This is a genomic window from Ancylobacter sp. IITR112 (genome assembly GCF_041415945.1).
Taxonomy (GTDB): domain Bacteria; phylum Pseudomonadota; class Alphaproteobacteria; order Rhizobiales; family Xanthobacteraceae; genus Ancylobacter.
Map to the genome: position 1 here is coordinate 3,484,761 of NZ_JBGCUS010000001.1, position 20,979 is coordinate 3,505,739.

Genomic DNA, 20,979 nt, shown 5'->3' on the forward strand with positions numbered 1-20,979 from the left:
CATTTCTGCAGCGGGGCCGGCATCCCTAAGCTTGCCGGCATGAGCGAACACATCATCACCTTCGCCTCGGGCGACGATCACGGCCACTTCCGGCGGGCGCTCGGCCGCTTCGCCACCGGCGTGACCATCGTCACCACCCGCACCAAGCAGGGCAAGCTGGAGGGCCTCACCGCCAACAGCTTCTCCTCGGTCTCGCTCGACCCGCCGCTGGTACTGTGGAGCCTCAGGCGGGAGGCGCCCTCGCGCAGCAGCTTCACCGAGGCCGGCCATTTCGCCGTCAACGTGCTCGGCACGCACCAGGCGCATCTGTGCCGGCACTTCGCCACCCCGCACCCCGACAAGTTCGGCGAGGTGGCGCACGCCATTGGCACGCATGGCTCGCCGCTGATCGCCGACGCCATCGCCCGCTTCGAATGCCGCACCGAACAGCTCATCGAGGCCGGCGACCACCTCATCTTCATCGGCCGGGTGCTGCGCGCCGCCCATCGCGACGGCGAGCCGCTGGTCTACGCGACCGGCGCGCTGTGCAGCCCCGCCGCCCTGCCGCCCCACTGCGCCAACGCCAACGCCGCGAACCGGGAACGCGCCTCATGAAACTCGGCTTCTTCACCATGCCGATCCATCCCCTGCACCGTAGCCTGACCGAGACGCTGCAGGAGGATCGCGACTTCTGCCTCATCGCCGAGAAGCTCGGCTTCTGCGAGGGCTTCTTCGGCGAGCATGTCACCGACGGCGCGGAGACCATCACCTCCTCGCTGATCTTCATCGCCTGGCTGCTGAGCGAGACAAGCACCATCCGCCTCGGCTCGGGCACCATCAACCTGCCGAACCAGCATCCCGCCCGCGTCGCCGGCGAGGTCGCCATGCTCGACCACATGGCGCGGGGCCGCTACATCATGGGCATCAGCCCGGGCGGCCTGCTCTCCGATGCGGAAGTGTTCGGCAATCTCGACAAGAACCGCACCGAAATGTTCGTCGAGGCGATCGACCATATTCTCGGCATCTGGTCGGGCGAAGCGCCCTATCGGCGCGAAGGCAAGCACTGGTCCATTTCCACCGAGCGCACCTTCCTTCCCGCGCTCGGCCAGGGCGTGATGCACAGGCCCTATCAGCGTCCGCACCCGCCGATCGTCATCACCGCCGTCGCCCCCTTCTCCAAGGGCGTGACCGAGGCGGCACAGCGCGGCTGGGAGCCGATTTCCGCCAATTTCCTGCTGCCGGTCTGGGTCAAGACCCACTGGCCGAAATATGTCGAGGGCTGCGAGAAGGCCGGCCGCCCCGCCGATCCCGCCAATTGGCGCGTGGCCAAGAGCATCTTCGTCGCCGACGATCTCGCCACCGCCCGCCGCTACGCCACCGAGCCGGGCAGCCCCTATTACGCCTATTACAACTCGCTGGCGACCAAGCTGGTGGGTAATGGCCGTGCCAACCTGTTCAAGCGCGACCCCTCGGCGCCGGACAGTTCGGTCACGGTCGACAGCGTGCTGGCCGATCTCGTCATCTGGGGCACGCCCGACAAGGTGGCGGACGAACTCGCCGCGTTCCAGGATGAGATCGGCGCATTCGGCACGCTGCTCTATGCCGGCCATGACTGGGCCGACCGGACGCTCGCCATCCGCTCGATGGAATTGATGGCGGAAAAGGTCATACCCGCAGTCAATGCTGGACGCCGCTCCGCCGCGGCCGAATAATGTCGACAGTCAACAGCCGTCGGGACAGGCGGCGACAGGAGGAAACATGATCCGCGCCGCAATCGCCGGGCTGGGCTGGTGGGGCAAGCACATGATCCGCCGCATGGCGGATTCTCCCGAGCTGCGCATCGTCGCCGCCATCGACACCTCGCAGGCCGAGGCCGCCTTCGCCGCCGAGCATGGCGTTGCGCTCACCACCGACTGGGACACCGTGCTCGGCGATCCCGGCATCGACGCGGTGATCCTGTGTACGCCCCACTCGCTGCACATGGCGCAGGTGGCCATGGTCGCCCGCGCCGGCAAGCATGTGTTCTGCGAGAAGCCGCTGGCGCTGACCCGCGCCGACGCCGAGCGTTCCGTCGCCGCTTGCCGCGCCGCTGGTGTCCAGCTCGGCATCGGCCATGAGCGCCGCTACGAACCGGCCATGCTGGAAATCAAGCGGCTGGTGCAGTCGGGCGCGCTCGGCACCATCGCCCATGTCGAGGCCAATTTCAGCCACGACAAGCTTGCCGCGGTGCCGAAGACCGACTGGCGCGCCTCGCCGGTCGACGCGCCCGCCGCCGGCATGACCGCGATGGGCATCCATCTCAGCGACGCCTTTCTCGATCTGTTCGGGCCGATCGACGAGGTCTACGCCCTCACCGCCAGCCGGGGCTCGGACCGGCCGAATGGCGACGTCGTCTCCGTCCACACCCGCTTCGCCTCCGGCGCCACCGGCTATCTCAACGCCATCCTCGTCACCCCGCTCTATATCGGCATGACGGTGTTCGGCACCGAGGCGTGGGTCGAGGCGCGCAACCACACCCACCCCGACACGCCCGGCCCGACCACGCTCACCATCCAGCACAAGGACGGCCGCCGCGAGGTGCGCGAGTTCGAGTGGACGGACACGGTGCGGGCCAATCTCGAAGCTTTCGCCCGCGCCATCGAAACCGGCGCGCCCTATGTCTTCACCGACGCGCAGAAAATCGGCAATATCGCGGTGCTGGAAGCCATCTGCCGCTCGGTGGCGACCAATGCCCCGGCCACGGTCGAGGCATTGCGCCCGCCGCTCGCCGCCAGCGCGTGAGGACCGCCATGCACGACGCCACCGCGCTCCCGCGCTACCGCGACCTCGATCAGGCCGAACTCGACGCCGAGCAGCGCGCCATTTTCGAGGAGATCGGCCGCCCGCGCGCCGGCGCGGTGCCGGCGCCGTTCCACCTCTATGTCGAGAGCCCCGATCTGGCGCGCAGCGCGCAGGCGGTCGGGGCGTTCTGCCGCTACCGCACCGGCCTGCCGCCGCGCCTCTCCGAACTCGCCATCCTCACCACCGCCGCCTATTGGGGCGCCGACTATGAGTTCGGCGTCCACGCGCGCGAGGCGCGCAAGGCCGGCGTGCCGGAAGCGGAGATCGAAGCGCTCGCGGACGGACGCCGCCCGGATTTCGCCGATGACGACGCGGCGCTGGTGCATGATTTCGCCAGCGCCGTCTACCGGCACAAGGACGTGCCCGACGCGCTCTTCGCAAAGGCGGTGGCGCGTTTCGGGCGGCGCACCGTGATCGAGCTCACCGGCCTGCTCGGCTATTACTCGATGCTCGCCATCGCCCTGCGCGTGTTCCGGGTTCCCCCGCCGGCCTAATCCGCATCCGCGTTCACAAGGGGGCGCACCCAGAACAGAACACGGCGCCCCATGGAGGAAGACGCCATGGAACTGCGCAGCATCGAAGCCTTCGTCCGGGTGGCCGAACTCGGCAGCATCACCCGCGCCTCGCGCGATCTCGGCATCGTGCAGCCGGCGCTCAGCCGGCATATTCAGCGCATCGAGACGGAGATCGGCACGCCGCTTCTGGTGCGCCTGCCGCGCGGCGTGCAGCTCACTTTGGCCGGCCGCCGCTTCCTGCAGCACAGCCGGCGCATCCTGCAGGAAGTGGCGCGGGCGCGGCAGGAAATGAACAATGGCGGCGACGGCGTCTCCGGCCGCGTCGTGGTCGGCATTTCGCCGACGCTGTCCTCCCTGCTGGCTCCGGGGCTGATCGAGCGCTGCAGCGCCGCCTATCCCGCCATCAACCTCACCATCATCGAGGAATTCACCCGCCGGCTGCAGGTGGATCTGGTGAACAGCCAGGTGGATCTCGCTCTTCTCACCAACCCGCCACCCAACCGGGCGCTGCGCTTCACCGCCGTGCTCACCGAGCCGATCGTCGTCGTCATGCCGCGCCAGTCGCGCGGGGTCTCGCCGGTGGTGACGCTGGACGAGCTCGCCTCGACACCTCTCCTGGTGACGCGCGGCATTCGCGCGCTGGTCGACGAGCAGCTCGCCTCGCACGGGGTCTGCATCGAGGTCGATTGCGAGATCGACGCGGTGGAGGCGATCCGGCGCATGCTGCTGCGCGGGCGGGGCGTCTCGATCATGCCGATCTCCGCCTTCCGCAAGGAGATTGAGGAAGGCCAGCTCACCGGGGTGGCGGTGGGCGGCGTCAATCTCAGCCGCACCATCATGCTCTCGCATGTCGGCGACAAGGTCAGCACCGCCGCCCAGGCGGTGATGGGGCTGCTCCGCGCCGAAATCGACGCCCTCGCCCAGCGCGGCATCTTCAGCGCGCTCCCCGATCATGGCCCGCACTGGGCGCCGCCGCAGCAGCGCGCGCTGGTCGGCGTCGCCTGAGCCCGGCGACGCCCCCCGGCGCAGCTTTCACCAGCAAAAAGGCCGGGCATCACGCCCGGCCTTTCGCCGTTGGAGGGGCGGCCGGCATCAGTCGGCCGGCTCCTCGAAGGCGCGCTCGCGGGTCATGCGGATCATCGGCGCGATGAGGATCACCAGCAGCAGCGCAGTCATGACCAGGAAGGTCAGGCTGATCGGCCGCTGCACGAACACCATGGGATCGCCATGCGAGATCAGCAGCGCGCGGCGCAGCGTTTCCTCGATCATCGGCCCCAGGATGAAGCCGAGCAGCAGCGGCGCCGGCTCGCAATGCAGCCGCCGCATCAGATAGCCGAACGCGCCGAACAGCGCCGCCAGCATCACGTCGAGCGCGTTGTTGTTGATGCTGTACACGCCGATGCAGCAGAACAGCATGATCGCGGGGTAGAGCATGCGGTAGGGCACGGAGAGCAGCTTCACCCAGATGCCGACCAGCGGCAGGTTGAGCACAACAAGCATCAGATTGCCCAGCCACATCGAGGCGATGAGGCCCCAGAACAGATCGGGGCGCTGGGTCATCAGTTGCGGCCCGGGCGACAGGCCCTGCATCATCAGCGCGCCGATCATCAGCGCCATGACGGCGCTGGAGGGCAGGCCGAGGGTGAGCATCGGGATGAACGCGGTCTGGGCGGCGGCGTTGTTGGCGGCTTCCGGGCCGGCGACGCCCTCGATGGCGCCCTTGCCGAACTCGCCCGGCGTTTTCGACAGCTTCTTCTCCAGCGCATAGGTGGAGAAGGAGGCCAGCACCGGCCCGCCGCCCGGCAGAAGGCCGAGGCAGCCGCCGAGGAAGGTGCCGCGCAGCGCCGGCCTTATGAAGCGCTTGATGTCGGCCCAGCGCGGCCACAGGCCGTGCACATCCTTCACGAAGCTGCGGGCGCCTTCGCCCTGGCCGAGATTGGAGATGGTCTCGCCAATGCCGAACATGCCCATGGCGATGACCGCGAAGTCGATGCCGTCGCCGAAGGCGGGGATGCCGAAGGTGTAGCGCTCCAGGCTGGTATTGGCGTCGATGCCGATGGTGCCGAGCAGGATGCCGACGAGGATCATGCCGATCGCCTTCACCACCGAGCCATGGGCGAGGATCACCGCCGCCACCAGGCCGAACAGCATCAGCGAGAAATAATCGGCGGGCCCGAAATCCAGCGCCACCTCGGCGAGCGCCGGCGCCGCCACCGCGATGACGATGGTGGCCAGCGTGCCGGCGATGAAGGAGCAGAGCGCCGCCGTGGCCAGCGCCAGCCCCGCCTGGCCCTTGCGCGCCATCTGGTAGCCGTCGATCGCCGTCACCACGGACGAGCTCTCGCCCGGCAGGTTCACCAGAATGGCGGTGGTCGAGCCGCCATATTGCGCGCCGTAATAGATGCCGGCGAGCATGATGAGGGCCGCCGGCGCCGGCAGGGTGAAGGTCACCGGCAGCAGAATGGAAATGGTCGCCACCGGGCCGAGGCCGGGCAACACGCCGATCACCGTGCCAAGCAGCACGCCGAGAAACCCGTAAGCGAGATTTTCCGGCGTCAGCGCGACGGAAAAGCCGAGCAGAACGTCACCGAACAGTTCCATGCGACGTCCTCACCAGAACCGGGTGGCGGGCAGGTACAGACCAAGCCCGTAGGAAAACAGCAGGTAGCAGAAGCCGACCAGCCCGACGGCGAGCAGCCCGGTTTCCAGCGGCGTGTAATCGCGCCCGGCAATGCGGGCGCCGATCACCACCACCAGCCCGGCGACGGGAAAGCCCCAATCCTCGATCAGCAGCCCGAACAGCAGGATGCTGGCGATCAGCAGCAGCATCGGCCGCAGATCGACGGCGCCGACTTCCTCGGTTTCCGTCAGGAAGGAGCGGATCAGCAGGATGGCGCCGAGCAGGATCAGCCCGCTGCTGATCATCAGCGGGAAATAGCCGGCGCCCATGCGCGCGGCGGTGCCGATCGGATAGTCCGAGCCGATGATGATGGCGAGCGCACCGAGGCTGCAGAACAGCAGGCCGGTGAGGAAATCGGAGGAGAGCTTGATGTCCATGGGATGGGCTCCGCTGGCTCGCTCCCGCCGCCCGCGGCCGGGCAGGCCCGTGGCGGCGGACGGCGGAAGCTGGGGAGAAGAGGGCCGCCGGCGGCGCACCCTCTTCCGGCGCGCGTCAGGGTCAGTCGGCCTTGGCGCCGATCTCCTTGATCACCGCGCCCCATTTGTCGGCGTCGGCCTGGATGTACGCCTTGAAGTCCGCCGGGCTGGGGCTGGACACCGCGATGACGCCGGATTCGGCCATGCGCGCCTTGATGGCGGGGTCTTTCATCGCCTCAACCACGGCGGCGTGCAGCTTGTCGATGATCGGCTGCGGCGTGCCGGCCGGCGCGAGCAGCCCCTGCCAGGAGGAGGAGACGCTCTTGGGGAAGCCCTGCTCGGTCATGGTCGGCACGTCGGGAAGCTGCGGCACGCGCTCCTTGGTGGAAACGCCGAGCGCCTTCAGCCGTCCGCCCTTCACATGGTTGATGCCGGAGGAGATGGTCACGAACATCAGGCTGACATGGCCGCCCATGACATCGGCGGTGGCGGGGCCCGCCCCTCCCTTATAGGGCACATGGTTCATGTCGAGCCCCGCCTCGCGGCGGAAGGACTCCATTTCCAGCCGGTTGACCGAGCCGGTTCCAGGCGAGGCGAAATTCACCTCGCCGGGATGCGCCTTCACATAGGCCACCAGTTCCACGACATTGTTGGGCGGGAATTTCGGATTGGCGATCAGGAGGCCGGGCGTGTCGGCGATGATGGAGATCGGCACGAAGTCCTCCATCGGCTTCACCCGCAGGCTGGAGAAAAGCGACGGGTTGATCGACACCGTGCCGACATTGGCGAGGAACAGCGTGTAGCCGTCCGGCTTCGCCCGCGCCGCGAGGTCCATGCCGACATTGCCGGCCGCCCCGTCGCGGTTCTCAATGACGATCTGCTGGCCGAGTATCTCCGCCAGCCGCGGCTGGATCAGCCGGGCGGCGAAATCCGAGGCCCCGCCCGGCGCGAAGGGCACAATGATGGTGATCGGCTTGGTCGGGTAGTCGGACTGGGCGCGCGCGGGCTGCGCGTGCCACGGCGCGAGGGCGAGCAGCGCCCCCGCCAGGAGTGCAAGGCCGGCGCGCCGGCGGGTCATGGTCACGGTGGCAGTCATTGTTCCCTCCCAGGAATCCCGGCGCCGCGTTGTTTTCTGGCTGGCGCCGTCGCAGCTTCGCCGCGCGTCAGGCCATGGCGGCCTCGCGCATCAGTTCACGCTCTCCTTCCACCTCCAGCGGCAGCTTCACCGGCTTCCTCAGGCGCGCGGAGAGATCGAGCGCCTTGGTGAGCATGAGCCGGTTATGCGCCTCGGCAGCGGTGGCATGCTGGGTCGGCAGGTCGAGCGCGATACGGTTGAGCCAGGACTCGGTTTCGGTGCGCATCGGCCCGCGCAATTCGCCGAGCGCCATGTCGCCCGGCGGGTAGCTGCCCATGAAATCGACCAGCCGGCTCTTGTCGGGCAGATAGCCTTCCTCCTGCGGCGCGGAGACCGCCAGCACGATGTCGCGATGCGTGTCGTCAATGGTCAGCACCCCGGTCGTGCCGACAATGCCGACCTCAAGGCTGTACACCGCGCCGGGCCAGGTCACCGGCAGCGCCCAGTTGATGTTGAGATGGTAGATCGAGCCGTCCGACATCATGATCATGCCGGCGGTGCCGTCGATGCCGCGCCAGTCCGGCCCCAGCACATTGTCGACCGAACGGGCATAGACCTCGACCGGCGTCTTCGCCTCCAGATACCACATGACGATATCGAGCGCGTGGGTGCCCGAGATCACCATCGGCGAGATGGTCTCGGGCGCGTTTGAGCGGCGGTAATTGTCGATCGCCACAAGCCGGTTCATGAAGGCGCGGGAAGTCACCATGGTGACATCGCCCAGAGCGCCGGTGCGCACCTTCTCCTTGGCCGCCAGCCAGCGGCGGCGGAAGCGCTGGGTGTAACCGACCACGGCATCGACGCCGCTGCGCTCGATCGCCCGCAGCACCCGCGCCGAATCGTCGAGATGGGTCGCCAGCGGCTTCTCGATCAGCATGGGCAGGCCGCGCTCCAGCGCCGCCATGACCGGATCGACATGCAGATGCTCGTCGGTGGCGACGATGACCGCCGTCACCTCCGGCCGCTTCAGCAATTCGCGGTGATCGGTGGTGACGAAGTCGGCGCCGATCTCCGCCCCGACGCGCCGCCCCTTTTCCGGGTCGATCTCGGCGAGGCCGATCCATTCCACCGCCGGGTGGCGCGCGGCGACGGCGCCGCGAAACAGGCCGACGCGCCCCGCGCCGACAATGGCGAGGCCGATCCCCTTGGGCGACGGACGACGCATCACCGGCCTCCCTGCAGGGCGACACCCGCCGGGGCCGGCAGGTCGGAACGGGAGCCGGTTGCCCCCTCGCGGCGTTGGCTGGCGATGTCGTGCGGCCTCATCGGTCTCCACCTTGTCACATGTTGTTCTTGATCGTGAGCGGAACATGTGCGGCCGGGCCGGGCAAATGCTGTTTCGCCATTGGGACATAGCCCGCGGGCATGGGTCCGGCGGCGACGCTGGGCGAAGCGGCGGATAGGGGCGGCTCAGCGCCGCTCGAAAGCGATGTTCAGCGAGAAGCGGTTTTCCGGGTGCACGGAATAGGTGACGAGATAGACGCCGCCCTCCGGCCGCCGGTAGCGGCGCACGATGATGAGCGCCGGATCCCCCGGCTGCGCCATCAGCGGCGCGGCGAGATCCTCGGTGATGCGGCCGACGAAGATCTCGATCTGCGCATGCGCCGCCCGCACGCCCAGCGTCTGCTCGATCTGGCGGACCACCGGTGCGCCCTCCGGATTGGGCAGGTCGAACACCCCGGCATGATCAGGCCGGACATAAATGTCGAAATAGGCGATGGGAGCCTGCGCCGCCTTGGTCTGGCGCACCGCCTTGAGCCGCACCCAGGCTTCGCCGGCGCCGCAGGCGAGAAGATGCGCCAGCTCGGGCGAGGCGGTCACCGGCTCGATGCCGAGCGTGCGCCGGAAGGTCTCGGCGGGGTAGTGCAGCAGTTCCTCCACCGAGCCGAGGGTGTGGACGAACGCCTCGCGGCGGCGGCTTGCCACCACCACGGTGCCCGCCCCGGCGCGCGCAGCGATCAGCCCGTCCTCGCGCAGCCCGGCAAGCGCCTGACGTATGGTGAACCGGCTCGCGCCGAAGCGCGCGCACAGCGCGTGCTCGGTCGGCAGCCGGGTGCCCTGCGGCGGTTGGCCGGCTTCGATCTCGGCACGCAGCGTCGCCGCGATCTCGGCATAGAGCGGCGCGCCGCCGCTGGCGGGGCTCTCGGCCGAAGGACGGCGCGTCCGGGATGATCTGGCCTTGTTCATCACTCGCTCGCCCCGGCGGGCGCCGACGCTCCCTGCCTCATCGCGTGCCTCGCCCCTCGCCTCGGGCCTTGCCGTCCCCTCGCGCGGGCGGTCAGCCCGCCGCCAGCGCCGCCGATTTGAGATCGTCGATCCGCGCCAGCGACTGGTTGGACAGCGGCAGGTCGACCGGCTCGTTCACCGCCGCCGAAAGGTCCGCCGCCATATAGCACTGCATCACCATGCGCGCATGTTCCGGCGCCACCATCGGTGCGCGGTCGAGCAGCACGGATTCGAGGAAATGCAGCGTCTCCGGCCCCATCTGGCCAGCGAAGACATGGTCGACCTGTTCGCCCGGCATGGTCGACATGGGAAAACGGGTGCCCTCGGAAACCGTGCTCAGCCAGTTGTCGCGCTGGGTATCGTCGAGGATCAGCGCGCCCTCGGTTCCGGTGATCTCGATCCAGGTGCCGCAATAATTGGGATAGGCGGGCGGCAGGTTCCAGCCGCCGCCGACCACCACCAGCATGCCATTGTCCATGGTCACGGTGGACCACATGCAGTCATAGGAGCCGTTGACCGCCTGCATGTAGCCATAGGCGCCCTGCGAATAGACCCGCACGGGCTTGGCCGGTTCCAGCAGCCAGAACACGAAGTCGAGGTCATGGGTCGATTCCATCGCGGCGGGCGAGAGCTTGACCCGCGAGGCGATCTTCTTGCCGAGATTGCGCGAGAGATGCCGCGACACCATCACATTGACCACGCGGCCGAGGGTGCCGTCCGCGATCGCCTTCTTGGCATAGGCGATTTTCGGGTTGAAGCGCTGGGAATAGCCGATGGTGAACTTCACGCCCTGGCGCTGCGACAGCTCGATCAGCTCGTTGGCCTCCCACAATTCGAGCGCGATGGGCTTCTCCAGCAGAACATGTTTGCCGGCTTTCAAGCAGTCGCGGGCGATGGGGTAATGGGTGCCCTCGGGCGTGGTCGAGATATAGACCACGCGGATGGCATCATTGGCGACGATGTCGCGGTAATCCAGCGTCGCGCTCGCCGCCCCGGTGAGCCGCCGCACCTCTTCCAGCCGCTCGGGCCGGATGTCGCAAATGTGCAGCCGGTCCACCAGCGCCGAGCGTGCGAGCGTCTCCGCCCGAATGCCGCCGCACCATCCGGTGCCGATGACAGCTACGTCCGTCTGCCGCATCGCGATCGCCCTCTTTTTGAATTTGTACGGACAATCTACGTCGCTTGGCGGCGGATGCAAGCGCGCCGGTACCCGCTCTGGCTCACGATGCCCCCGTCGCGCGCGAAGGGCTGGAGCCCCGTCGGCGGGAGGCGCCGGGGCTCCGGCAAGGATCGCTGTTCAGCCGTCGCGGCGCAGCAAGGCGGCGATGCGCTCGGCGATCATGAGGGTGGGCATATTGGTGTTGGCACGCGGTATTGACGGCATGAGCGAGGCATCGGCCACGTACAGGCCATCCACCCCGATCACCGCGCCGTTCGGCGAGGTCACCGCCTGCGGATCCTCGGCCCGGCCCATGCGGCAGGTGCCGGAGGGATGCCAGGTACCGCCCACATTCGTCCGTACAAAGTTGGCCAAAGCGTCGTCATCCGCCAGCAACCCGGCCAGGGTGATGCCCTGCGTCACCACCGCATGGATCAGCGCCGCGCGCAGCGGACCGGCCATGTCGAGCAGCGCCGCCAGCGTGCCGCGCTGCGCCGCGTTCCACATGCCCGGCACGGCGATCTTGGCCACGCGCGGCGTGTAGCTCGCCGGGAACACCACGTCGCGGAAACCCTCCATTGCGGGGTCGAGCAGCGCGTGCGCGCCCATGCGCAGCGCCGATTTCAGCCGGACGAGATCGCGCTCATCGCTCAGCATGCGGAAATCGACCTCTGGCTCGATGCGGGGATCGGCCGAGGCGAGCCGCAGGAAGCCGCGCGAATAGGACTTGTTTACCCAGAAGAACAGGCTGCCGGTGCGCAAGCCCACCGCGTGCCAGCCGGAACGCGCGAGGATCGCCGCGTGCATGTCGCCGGCCGGCGTTCCCGGCAGGCCCGAAGAGTAGCGCCATATCGCCTGCTCATGGTGCTCGCCCGGATTGCGCTCGCGCGCGCCGGGCGGCAGCCAGGTGGCGACCGCGATCGAGGGATGCTCCATCAGGTTGCGGCCGACGCCCCGCCGTTCGGCGACGACGGGGAGGCCGAGCGCGCGCAGTTCCTCTGCCGGCCCGATGCCCGAGCGCAGCAGCAGCGCGGGCGAATGGATGGCGCCTGCCGCCAGCACCACCTGCCGCGCCGCGATGGTGACGCGCCCGCCCCCCGCCGTCGCGATCTCCGCCCCCACGACCCGACGCCCCTCGAACAGCAGGCGGGTGGCGGCATGGTCGGTGAGAATGCGCAGATTGGGGCGTCGGCGCACCTCGGGCGTCAGATAAGCGAGCGAGGTCGGCTGGCGCTGGCCCTCATCGTCCACCGCCACCACGCCGCGAAACGTGCCGTCTTCCCATGGCCCGTTCTGGTCCGGCCGGATCGGGTGGCCGCGGCTCTGCAGCGTCGTCATCACCCGGTGGACGAAGGGCGAGATGGCGGCGTCGCCGATGCGGCGCACCACCAGCGGGCCGTCCGCGCCATGCAGCGGACCGTCGAAGTCGCGGTCGGCCTCCAGCGCGCGAAACACCGGCAGGCACGCCTCCCAGTTCCACCCGGCGGCGCCGAGCGCTTCCCATTCGTCATAATCCCCGGGCGCTCCGCGATTGGCCATCAGCGCATTGATCGCCGATCCGCCGCCGAGCAGGCGGGCCTGCTCATAGCGGCGGGGCCGCCGGCCGGCATTGCGGACCGTCTCCCCCATCAGCGCGGTCAGGCCGCTCCAGATATTGGAGGTGTCGAGATAGGCGCGGCCGGGATAGCGCGAGCGCACATCGGCCGGCACAGCGCCGGCGGCGACATCGCGCCCGGCCTCCACCAGCATGACATCGCGCTGCGGGTCTTCGGAAAGCCGCGCGGCGAGCACGCAGCCGGCCGAGCCGCCGCCGAGAATGAGCGTGTCGGTGTTCATGACGCGGCGTTGGACCTCGCCTCGCTGCGGGCGCTGAGCGCGACCAGCATGACCACGAGGAACGACACCCCGGTGAGCAGCGTGCTGATGGCGGCGATGGTGGGGTCGATCTCGTCGCGCAGCGCGGTGAACATGCGCTTGGTCAGCGTCTGGTACTGCCCACCGGAGATGAACAGCGCCACCACGGTCTCGTCCAGCGCCGAGATGAAGGCGAACAGCAGGCCGGTGATCACGCTGGCGCGGATCTGCGGCAGGGTGACGATGAAGAAGGTGCGCAGCCGGTTCATGCCGAGGCTGCGCGAAACCATCTCCTGCGCCGGATCGAACTTGCGCAGCCCCACCAGCACCGAGGTGATGACATAGGGCAGGCCGAGCATGACATTGGCCAGGATCAGGCCGGTCATGGTCGCCAGCAGGCCGATCTGCGCATAGACGAGAAACACGCCGACGGCGGTGATCACGATGGGCACCACCAGCGGCAGCATCAGCACCACCTGCAGGCTGCGCACCAGACGCGAACTGGCGAGGTTGAGCGCATAGGCCGCGGCGGTCCCCATCACCGTGGCGATCACCGCGCTCGACACGGCGACGGTGAGGCTCACGCGCGTCGCCTGCATCCAGGCCGGGCTGGCGAGATAGGCCTCGTACCAGCGCAGCGACCAGGAGGGCGGCGGAAAGGCGAGGAAGCGCGCGCCGGAGAACGACATCGGCACGATGATGAGGATCGGGATCACCAGCCACAGCAGGACGAGGCCGACAAAAAGGCGCAGCAGGAGCTTCGAGCCGGGCATGATCAGCGTGCCCCCATGATGCGCTCGAACGGGATCACGAAGCTGGCGAGCCGGAAGATGAAGAACACGCAGGCGAGCAGGACCACGCTGATCGAGGAGGCCGCGCCCCATTCGTTGTAGACTTCGATATTGCGCGACACCAGCATGGAGACCATGTAGGTCCGCCCGCCGCCCAGCAGTTCCGGCGTGATGTAGAAGCCGAGCGTCAGCACGAACACCAGCACCATTCCGGCGACGACACCGGGCAGGGAAAGCGGCAGGAACACGCGCAGGAACACATGCAGCGGCGTGCCGCCGAGGCTTGAGCCCGCCATGCTGAGTTCCGGCGGTATTTTCTGCATGGTGGCGTAGAGCGGCAGCACCATGAAGGGCAGCAGGATGTGCACGGTCGCGACGATGGTGCCGAACTCGTTATTGACCAGCGTGAGCGGGGCGTCGACGAGCCCCAGTTCGGTCAAGGCGGTGTTCACCAGGCCGCGCCGCTGCAGCAGGATCAGCCAGGCATAGGCGCGCACGAGCACGCTGGTCCAGAACGGCAGCACCACCATCGCCAGGATGAAGAGGCTCCAGCGCCGCGAGGCCCCCGCCGCCACATAGGCGACGGGGTAGCCGAGAATGAGCGCCGCGCCGGTCACGATGAAGGCCATGCGGAAGGTCTGCAGGAACGTCATCCAGTAAACGTCATCGGTAAGGAACCGGGCATAATGTGCCAGGGTGAACCCGTCCCCCTGCCGCACCGACTGCCAGGCCAGCCAGCCGAGCGGCACGATCAGCAGGCCGCCCACCACCGCCAGCGCCGGCGCCAGCAGCAGCAGGACCAGGCGGCGTTCGCGCCGCTGATGGGCGAGCGACGGATTGACCGACGATGTCGACATGGAAGCCTCCCCGCACCAGAGCCGTTCCGGTCTGTTGGCATCGCAATCAGATCGGAAGACGCTCTCTATCAATCGTTTAGAGACTGATTCACCGATCAGCCTGGGCAAGCTGATCGGATCAGGCTCTCGCGGCCGCTTACTTCTGGATGAAGGATGCCCAGCGCTTCTGCGCTTCCTCGCCCGCCGGCGAACTCCACCACGCCACCGAGATCAGCACCTGCTTCGCCGCGTTCTCCGGCGAACTCGGCATCTGCGCGGCACGCTCCGGCGAGATCTTGCCGGTCTTGTAGGCGGCGGGGTTGCCAGGGCCATAGTCGATATAGGCGGGGAAATTGGCCTGGATGTCCGGCGAGATCGCGGCGTTCACAAAGGCATAGGCCGTCGCCAGATTGGGGGCGCCCTTGAGGATGCAGAGCGAGGTTTCCTGCAGGAAGCCCTGGTTGAAGGTGTAGCCGACCGGCGCGCCTTCCTTGATCACCGCGGTCACGCGGCCGTTCCACGCCATCTCCATGTCGATTTCGCCATCGGCGAGAAGCTGCGCCGACTGCGCGCCGGAGGTCCACCAGACAGTGATGTGCGGCTTGATCTGCTCCAGCTTCTTGAAGGCGCGCTCGACATCGAGCGGGTAGAGCTTGTCGGCCGGCACGCCGTCCGCCAGCAGCGCCGCCTCCAGCGTCGCCATGGGATGGCTGCGCAGCGCGCGGGTCCCCGGGAACTTCTCGACATCCCAGAAATCAGCCCAGCTCTTGGGGCCGTTGTCGCCAAATTTCTTCGAGTTGAAGGCGAGCACCGAGGAATAGAACTCATAGGGCACGGAATAGGCGGTCTTGTAGCCAGCGGGAATCTCGGCGGCATTGGGAAGCTTGGAGAAATCGAGCTTCTCGATCATGCCCTGCTCGCCGCCGCGGATGCAGTCCTTGGTCGGCGTGTCGATCACATCCCACACCGGCTTGCCGGTCGCGGTCTGGGTTTTCAGCACCGGCCAGGCGTCGGGCGAGGAATCCTGGTTGATGGTGATGCCGAGCAGCTTGGCGACCGGATCGAGGATGGCCTTGGTCTGGGCCTCCTGATAGGCGCCGCCCTGCGAGACGAAGGTGATCTGGTCGGCCGAGGCGGCCGCCACCGGCAGCAGCAGCGCCGCCATGATCGTCGGGATCGAGAGTGTCACGCGCATTCCGGTTCTCCTCTAGGTCATTCTTGTCGGCCGCTTGCGTGGGTGAGGCGATGGTGCGGCGCGTCATCGCCCGATGGCATCGAGGAACTGGTACCAGCCGGCGACCAGCCGGACGGCGGGTTCGCGCAGGCCGTAGAAGGGAATGGAAGCCAGAGGCTGCCGCGTCAGCAGGCCGAGATCGGGCTGACTGCCCGCCACCAGCGCGGCGACGTGGCGGCCGATGCCGGAGGCAAGGGCGACGCCGGTGCCGTTATAGCCCAAGGCATAGACCACACGGTCATCGAGGCGGCCGAGATGCGGCAGGCTGTCGAGCGTCATCGCTACCAGCCCCGACCAGCGATGCGTCACCTTCACCCCGGCAAGCGCGGGAAACTGGCGCCGCATGGCCTTTTCCAGCGCGGCGAAGGCGGATTCGGTGTCGGTCTTGCCGAAGGCGCCGCGCCCGCCATAAAGCAGCCGGTCGCCGGATTTGCGGAACCAGCGCATCATGCGCCGCGTCTCGGTGTAGCTGCGTCCGGTGGAGAGCAGTCCCGCTGCCGGCGTGCCCGCCAGCGGTTCGGTCGCGATCATCGCCGAGCGGAACGGGATGATCGCCTTGCGCACCGGCGCCGTTGCCGGCGTCAGGTCGGAATAGGAGTTGGTGGCGATCACAAGCTGGCGCGCGGTGATGCGCCCCGCCGGCGTCTCCGCCACGATCCCCGCCCCTTCGCGCCCGACGCGGACGACCGGGGTGGATTCGAAGAGAGCAATGCCCTGCGCCTTCAGCCCGGCGGCCAGCCCGCGCACGAAATTGAGCGGATGGATCACCCCGCCATGGTGGTTGAGCATGCCGCCGGCGAAGCCGCGTGCCCCGGTTTCCTCCGCCACCGCCCCGGCGTCGAGCATCGACACGCCACGATCCCCCAGGGTCTCGCGCAGCCAGGCCGCCTCGCTCTTCAGCACGTCGAGCGTGTGCGGATTATGGGCGCAGCGCAGCGAACCCGAGGGCCGGTAGTCCGCGCCCTCCATGCCAAGCTCCTCGATGAGCTGCCCGACATGTTCGATCGCCTCCATCCCGAGCGCATGCATACGCCGCGCCGTGTCAATGCCGTGCCGCGCCGCGATGTCCTTGAAGCCGATGCGGAACTTGCCGGAGACCACGCCACCATTGCGCCCGCTGGCGCCCCAGCCGATGCGCTGCGCTTCGAGCACCACCGGCGACAGCCCGGACTTGGCGAGATAGCGCGCCGTGGAAAGCCCGGTATAGCCGCCGCCGATGATGGCCACATCGAAGGCATGGTCGCTCGCCAGGCTGCCAAATGCCGGCCGGGCGACCGAGGTCGCCTGCCAGAGGGAGGCAATATCCGCCGGGGATGTGGGGGCGACCATGACCAGCCTGTCCCCGTCAGGCCGCCAGGCGGGCGGCGGCGCGTTCGGCATCGACCGCGTCGGCAAGCTGCTTGAGCGAGGAGAAGTGGAAGTCGGGCGTCGTCATCGTCTTCGGATCGGGCGTGCCGCCAAAGCCCTGCTGGCCCTGGCGACGCTCGATCCAGCAGGTGACATAGCCCTCGGCCTTGGCGACGCCGATGTCGTGATACTGGCTCTGCGCGACATGCAGGATCTCGCTCTGCTGGAAGCCGAGCGCCGACTGCCGGCCCTTGTTGAAGGCGAAGAAGCGCGGATCCGGCTTGGCGCATCCCGTCTCGTCGCAGGTCACGCTGTCATGGAACGGATTGCCCAGCGTGGCGGCATAGGCGGAAAACGCCGTGCGGTCGGCATTGGTCATGGCGACGAGGCGGTAGTTCTTCCTGAGCCGGCGAAGTGCCTCGACGGAATCGGCGAAGGCCGGCCAGCGCAGCACGGCGAGCTGGAACGCCTCCGCGGTGGCCTCGTCCGTGTTGAAGCCGCATTCGGTGGCGAGCGAGAGATAGACATCCTTCATGGCGAAGGAGGAACGCCCGTAGAATTTGTCGCGCCCGCGCTTATAGGGTTCGAAGATCTCGTCGTCGCTGGCCGCAGCGGCCTTGGGGCCACCGAGCGCCCGCACCGCGCCCAGGACACCCGTCTCGAAGTCGATCAGCGTGCCGACGACATCGAAGGTCATGACCTTGAAATCGGTGAACTTCATTCGTTTCATTCCTCTTGGCAGATAGCGTGGATGCGGGTCAGCGTGCCTGCGGCACGACGATGGTGTCGTCCGGGTGAAGGGTGACGGCGAGGCGTTCGCCGGGCGCCTTCAGCAGCGAGCGGCCGCCATGGTTGCTTGGCACGCGCAGGCTGAGCCGCGCGCCGCCGTCGAGTTGGAGGAAGAGGCGGATGCTCTCGCCCTGGTAGAGCGTCTCGGTCACGACACCGCTCAGCAGGTTCGGCGTGCCCGGCACCGGCTGCGCCGCCACGGTGAGCTTTTCGGAATGAATGACCAGCAGCAGCTCCGCGCCGTCCGGCACCGGGCGCGCGGCGACGAGGCGGCTGCCGTCGAGATCGACCGTATGGGCATCGACGCGCCGCACCGGCAGCAGTGTCGCCTCGCCGATGAAGCCGGCGACGAACGAATCCGCCGGGTTGTCGTGAAGCCGTTCCGGCGTGTCGACCTGAACGAGCTGGCCCCTGTTCATGACGGCGATGCGGTCGCTCATGGTCAGAGCCTCCCGCTGGTCATGCGTCACATAGATCATGGTGGCGGCGAGCTTGCGGTGCAGGTGCTTGAGCTCGATCTGCATCGTCTCGCGCAACTGCTTGTCGAGGGCGGAGAGCGGCTCGTCCATCAGGATCAGGCGCGGCTCGAAGATCATGGCGCGGGCGAGCGCGACGCGCTGGCGCTGGCCGCCGGACAGCTCATGAATCTTGCGGTCGCCGAAGCCGCCAAGCTCCACCATGTCGAGCGCCGCCTTCAGCTTCGCCGGCCATTCGGACTTCGGCATGCGCCGCGCGCGCAGCGGAAACGTCACATTCTCCGCGACATTCATGTGCGGGAACAGCGCGTAGTTCTGGAACACGATGCCGATGTCGCGCTTGTGCGGCGGCTCAAGCGTGATGTCACGCTCGCCGAGGAAGATCGCGCCCGAGGTGGGCTGGACGAAGCCGCCGAGAATGCCGAGCAGGGTGGTCTTGCCCGAGCCGGACGGGCCGAGGATCGAGACGAATTCGCCCGGCGCGACCTCCAGATTGATCTCGTCAAGCGCCCGGAAGCTCCCATAGAATTTGGAAGCGCCCCGGATCGAGACCCCTACCGTCCCAGAAGAAGTCGGCCTGGTCATATTTCCCCCGCTTCGAAAGCCACGGGCAGAACATTACATCGCAGGCGCATTCCGCGCCGCCACCGCCCCGGCCCCCTTCCGGCCGGACCGGCGGATTCGATGCTGCTCGTCACCCTGCGCTTTGCGTTTTGTCGGGCTCTTGCCGCGCCACCCATGGTCGAAGCAGACCAATGATCGCGACCGCGTTCAATTGAAAAAAAATCCGTCCGGCATTACATTATGTAATGCGCAAGCTTCGCCTCGCCTTGCCCTCGATGAATGGTTTCTTCACGTTCGAAGCGGCGGCGCGCTGTGGCAATTTCGCCCGAGCCGCCGACGAACTCAACGTGACGCCGGCCGCCGTCAGCCGGATGATGGGGCGGCTGGAGGAGCATATCGGCGCCAGCCTGTTTGATCGCGTGCCCGGCGGGGTGACGCTGACCGAGGCGGGACGCATCCTCTATGAAGCGATTTCCCGCGGATTTTCCGGCATCGAGCACGCGCTGCGCGAGATCGAGGACCGCAAGACCGGGGTGGAGACGGTTACGCTCTCGGTCTCCACCGGCTTCACCACGCACTGGATCATGCCGCATATGGCGGAGATCAAGCGGGCCTTTCCCTCGCTCGAACTGCGCTTCCAGCTCATCATGTCGGCGCTTTCCGGGCCGGTCAGCGATGTCGATCTCGGCATGCGCTTCGTCGACGGCCCGGATGAACGTCATGAGGCGAGCTACATCATGCCGGAGATTCTGGTGCCGATCTGCAGCCCGGGCTATCGCGAGGGGCAGCGCGGCTCGATCGCCGATGTGGCGGGCCAGGTCGAGACCCTGATCAGTCTCGGCGAAGCGCAGCCGGACTGGTCGCAGGTGTTCTTTCCCGGCGATCCCGGCGCGGCGACCAATTCGATGATCTTTTCCGATTACGCCATCGTCGTGCAGGCGGCGATGCTCGGCCAGGGCGTGGCGCTCGGCTGGCTGAACGTCGCCTGCCACTGGCTGCGGACCAAGGCGCTGGTGCCGGCCAGCCCGCGTGTCAAGACCACCGGCCGGCACTGCCAGTTCGTCCGCTCGCGCGACAAGCCACTACGGCCGATCGTGGCCGATGTCCGCGACTGGATGATCGCCCGGCTCGGCGAGGATGTCCGGCAGGTGGCCGCGCTCTATCCGGAACTCCATCTCGGCCCGCTGCTTGAGCGCAGCGGAAGCCCGCCGGCCGCGTGACCGGCCGCGCCGCTTCGCTTCGTCCCGGCTTTAGAACATTTCACTATTTCATGGAAACAGTGAAATGCTCTAACTCTTTCTTTTGTCGCGTTTTCTTCACGCGAACCGGTATCCACTTCGCTCGAAAACGCTCTAGCGGTTGATGACGAACAGCATCGGGTCCGGCCGCTGGGCGGTGTCGAGATTGGAAACCGCGACCGTGGTGTCGTAGCCCTGCGGGTCGGTCACCGTCCACTGCTTGAGCTGCATGGTCTTGGCGTCGAACATGATCATCAGCCGGTAGGTGCCGACCATGGGCTGCTTTTCCTCGATCACGACCGTGGCGAAGATGTCGTCCTGGTAGACGCCGGTCACATTGGCGTTGCGGGCGAGGTTGAAGTTCTCCGACAGCAGGAAGCGCAGAGGCGTCGCCGAGAGCGGGGTGATGTCCTGCGTCTTCAGCTTCTTGTCGCGCACCGCCACCGAGCGGCCATCGGCCACCAGTTCGATCCGGCTCGGCGCCTCATATTCGAACAGCACCCGCCCCGGCTTGAGAATGTAGAACTGGCCCTGCTGGCGCGTGCCGTCCGGATCGACCTGCACGAAATCGCCGATCATCGTCTTGAAGCTGTTGAAATAGTCATTGATGCGCTGGACCGTCTCGGTGGCCGCCCGCTGGTTGGCCACCGCCGCGACCTGGATGCCGGGTTCGCCGCTGGCGGCGGCGGCCGGGCCCGCCTGCGCGGTGCGCATCATCGAGGCCGGCTTCTTCGGCGGCACCGGCACGAAGGGCGGCGGCGGCACCTGCGCCACGGCAAGGCCGGCGGGCAGCAGCAGCAGGGCGGCGGCGCAGAGACGAAGCATGGAGCGCATAGGCCATAATCTCCCGGGGGCACGTCTGGCTTGGCACTGGGCGCGGGAGCCTCGTGCGCATGTCG

At 67.8% G+C, this 20,979-nt stretch carries 20 protein-coding genes; 6 read left to right on the top strand and 14 right to left on the bottom strand.

Annotated elements, in window-relative coordinates; all coding sequences use genetic code 11:
* Positions 1 to 39 precede the first annotated feature (39 nt).
* From AAC979_RS16575 to AAC979_RS16595, 5 genes are all read left to right on the top strand, one after another.
* The gene (locus AAC979_RS16575) at positions 40 to 594 is read left to right on the top strand and encodes a flavin reductase family protein (protein ID WP_371348000.1); all 555 of its coding nucleotides are present in this window, start codon (positions 40 to 42) and stop codon (positions 592 to 594) included.
* The gene (locus tag AAC979_RS16580; RefSeq protein ID WP_371348001.1) at positions 591 to 1,691 is read left to right on the top strand and encodes an LLM class flavin-dependent oxidoreductase; all 1,101 of its coding nucleotides are present in this window, start codon (positions 591 to 593) and stop codon (positions 1,689 to 1,691) included. The genes AAC979_RS16575 and AAC979_RS16580 overlap by 4 nt, the downstream gene beginning before the upstream one ends.
* Positions 1,692 to 1,737: 46 nt before the next feature.
* Positions 1,738 to 2,760 (top strand): Gfo/Idh/MocA family protein, encoded by a 1,023-nt coding sequence (locus tag AAC979_RS16585; protein WP_371348002.1) that lies wholly within the window; start codon positions 1,738 to 1,740, stop codon positions 2,758 to 2,760.
* Positions 2,761 to 2,768: 8 nt separating this feature from the next.
* Positions 2,769 to 3,314, top strand: coding sequence for a carboxymuconolactone decarboxylase family protein (locus AAC979_RS16590; protein WP_371348003.1), 546 nt, complete (start codon positions 2,769 to 2,771; stop codon positions 3,312 to 3,314).
* 66 nt (positions 3,315 to 3,380) lie between these two features.
* Positions 3,381 to 4,340, top strand: coding sequence for a LysR family transcriptional regulator (locus AAC979_RS16595; RefSeq protein ID WP_371348004.1), 960 nt, complete (start codon positions 3,381 to 3,383; stop codon positions 4,338 to 4,340).
* Positions 4,341 to 4,427: 87 nt separating this feature from the next.
* On the opposite strand, the gene AAC979_RS16600 is transcribed toward AAC979_RS16595, so the two are convergent.
* The 13 genes from AAC979_RS16600 to AAC979_RS16660 all read right to left on the bottom strand — a co-directional run bounded on the left by AAC979_RS16600 (position 4,428) and on the right by AAC979_RS16660 (position 18,863).
* Positions 4,428 to 5,936, bottom strand: coding sequence for a tripartite tricarboxylate transporter permease (locus AAC979_RS16600; protein ID WP_371348005.1), 1,509 nt, complete (start codon positions 5,934 to 5,936; stop codon positions 4,428 to 4,430).
* Between the two features lie 9 nt (positions 5,937 to 5,945).
* On the bottom strand, positions 5,946 to 6,392 hold the full coding sequence (locus AAC979_RS16605) for a tripartite tricarboxylate transporter TctB family protein (protein WP_371348006.1): 447 nt from the start codon (positions 6,390 to 6,392) through the stop codon (positions 5,946 to 5,948).
* Positions 6,393 to 6,513: 121 nt separating this feature from the next.
* Complete coding sequence (locus tag AAC979_RS16610) at positions 6,514 to 7,527, bottom strand: Bug family tripartite tricarboxylate transporter substrate binding protein (RefSeq protein ID WP_371348007.1); 1,014 nt, start codon at positions 7,525 to 7,527, stop codon at positions 6,514 to 6,516.
* Positions 7,528 to 7,594: 67 nt separating this feature from the next.
* Entirely contained in the window at positions 7,595 to 8,731 is a 1,137-nt protein-coding gene (locus AAC979_RS16615) for a Gfo/Idh/MocA family protein (RefSeq protein ID WP_371348008.1), read from the bottom strand.
* A gap of 245 nt (positions 8,732 to 8,976) precedes the next feature.
* Positions 8,977 to 9,753: a GntR family transcriptional regulator gene (locus AAC979_RS16620; RefSeq protein ID WP_371348009.1), complete on the bottom strand. Its 777-nt coding sequence runs from the start codon at positions 9,751 to 9,753 to the stop codon at positions 8,977 to 8,979.
* A 91-nt stretch (positions 9,754 to 9,844) separates the two neighbouring features.
* Positions 9,845 to 10,930 carry a Gfo/Idh/MocA family protein gene (locus AAC979_RS16625; RefSeq protein ID WP_371348010.1) on the bottom strand — a complete coding sequence of 362 codons (1,086 nt, stop codon included), beginning with the start codon at positions 10,928 to 10,930 and terminating at the stop codon, positions 9,845 to 9,847.
* A gap of 159 nt (positions 10,931 to 11,089) precedes the next feature.
* Positions 11,090 to 12,787 carry a GMC family oxidoreductase gene (locus tag AAC979_RS16630; protein ID WP_371348011.1) on the bottom strand — a complete coding sequence of 566 codons (1,698 nt, stop codon included), beginning with the start codon at positions 12,785 to 12,787 and terminating at the stop codon, positions 11,090 to 11,092.
* Complete coding sequence (locus AAC979_RS16635; protein WP_371348012.1) at positions 12,784 to 13,578, bottom strand: ABC transporter permease; 795 nt, start codon at positions 13,576 to 13,578, stop codon at positions 12,784 to 12,786. Before AAC979_RS16635 ends, AAC979_RS16630 begins: the two co-directional genes overlap by 4 nt.
* A gap of 2 nt (positions 13,579 to 13,580) precedes the next feature.
* The gene (locus AAC979_RS16640) at positions 13,581 to 14,453 is read right to left on the bottom strand and encodes an ABC transporter permease (RefSeq protein WP_371348013.1); all 873 of its coding nucleotides are present in this window, start codon (positions 14,451 to 14,453) and stop codon (positions 13,581 to 13,583) included.
* 136 nt (positions 14,454 to 14,589) lie between these two features.
* The gene (locus AAC979_RS16645; RefSeq protein ID WP_371348014.1) at positions 14,590 to 15,627 is read right to left on the bottom strand and encodes an ABC transporter substrate-binding protein; all 1,038 of its coding nucleotides are present in this window, start codon (positions 15,625 to 15,627) and stop codon (positions 14,590 to 14,592) included.
* 63 nt (positions 15,628 to 15,690) lie between these two features.
* Positions 15,691 to 16,995 (bottom strand): NAD(P)/FAD-dependent oxidoreductase, encoded by a 1,305-nt coding sequence (locus AAC979_RS16650; protein WP_371348015.1) that lies wholly within the window; start codon positions 16,993 to 16,995, stop codon positions 15,691 to 15,693.
* A 16-nt stretch (positions 16,996 to 17,011) separates the two neighbouring features.
* Positions 17,012 to 17,734 (bottom strand): HAD-IA family hydrolase, encoded by a 723-nt coding sequence (locus tag AAC979_RS16655; protein ID WP_371348016.1) that lies wholly within the window; start codon positions 17,732 to 17,734, stop codon positions 17,012 to 17,014.
* 37 nt (positions 17,735 to 17,771) lie between these two features.
* Positions 17,772 to 18,863, bottom strand: coding sequence for an ABC transporter ATP-binding protein (locus AAC979_RS16660; protein WP_371348017.1), 1,092 nt, complete (start codon positions 18,861 to 18,863; stop codon positions 17,772 to 17,774).
* Positions 18,864 to 19,087: 224 nt separating this feature from the next.
* On the opposite strand from AAC979_RS16660, the gene AAC979_RS16665 reads away from it, so the two are divergent.
* Complete coding sequence (locus AAC979_RS16665; protein ID WP_371348018.1) at positions 19,088 to 20,062, top strand: LysR family transcriptional regulator; 975 nt, start codon at positions 19,088 to 19,090, stop codon at positions 20,060 to 20,062.
* Positions 20,063 to 20,194: 132 nt separating this feature from the next.
* Here the strand turns inward: AAC979_RS16665 and AAC979_RS16670 are convergent, their stop codons facing one another.
* Entirely contained in the window at positions 20,195 to 20,914 is a 720-nt protein-coding gene (locus AAC979_RS16670; RefSeq protein WP_371348019.1) for an outer membrane lipoprotein carrier protein LolA, read from the bottom strand.
* Between the last annotated feature and the right edge of the window lie 65 nt (positions 20,915 to 20,979).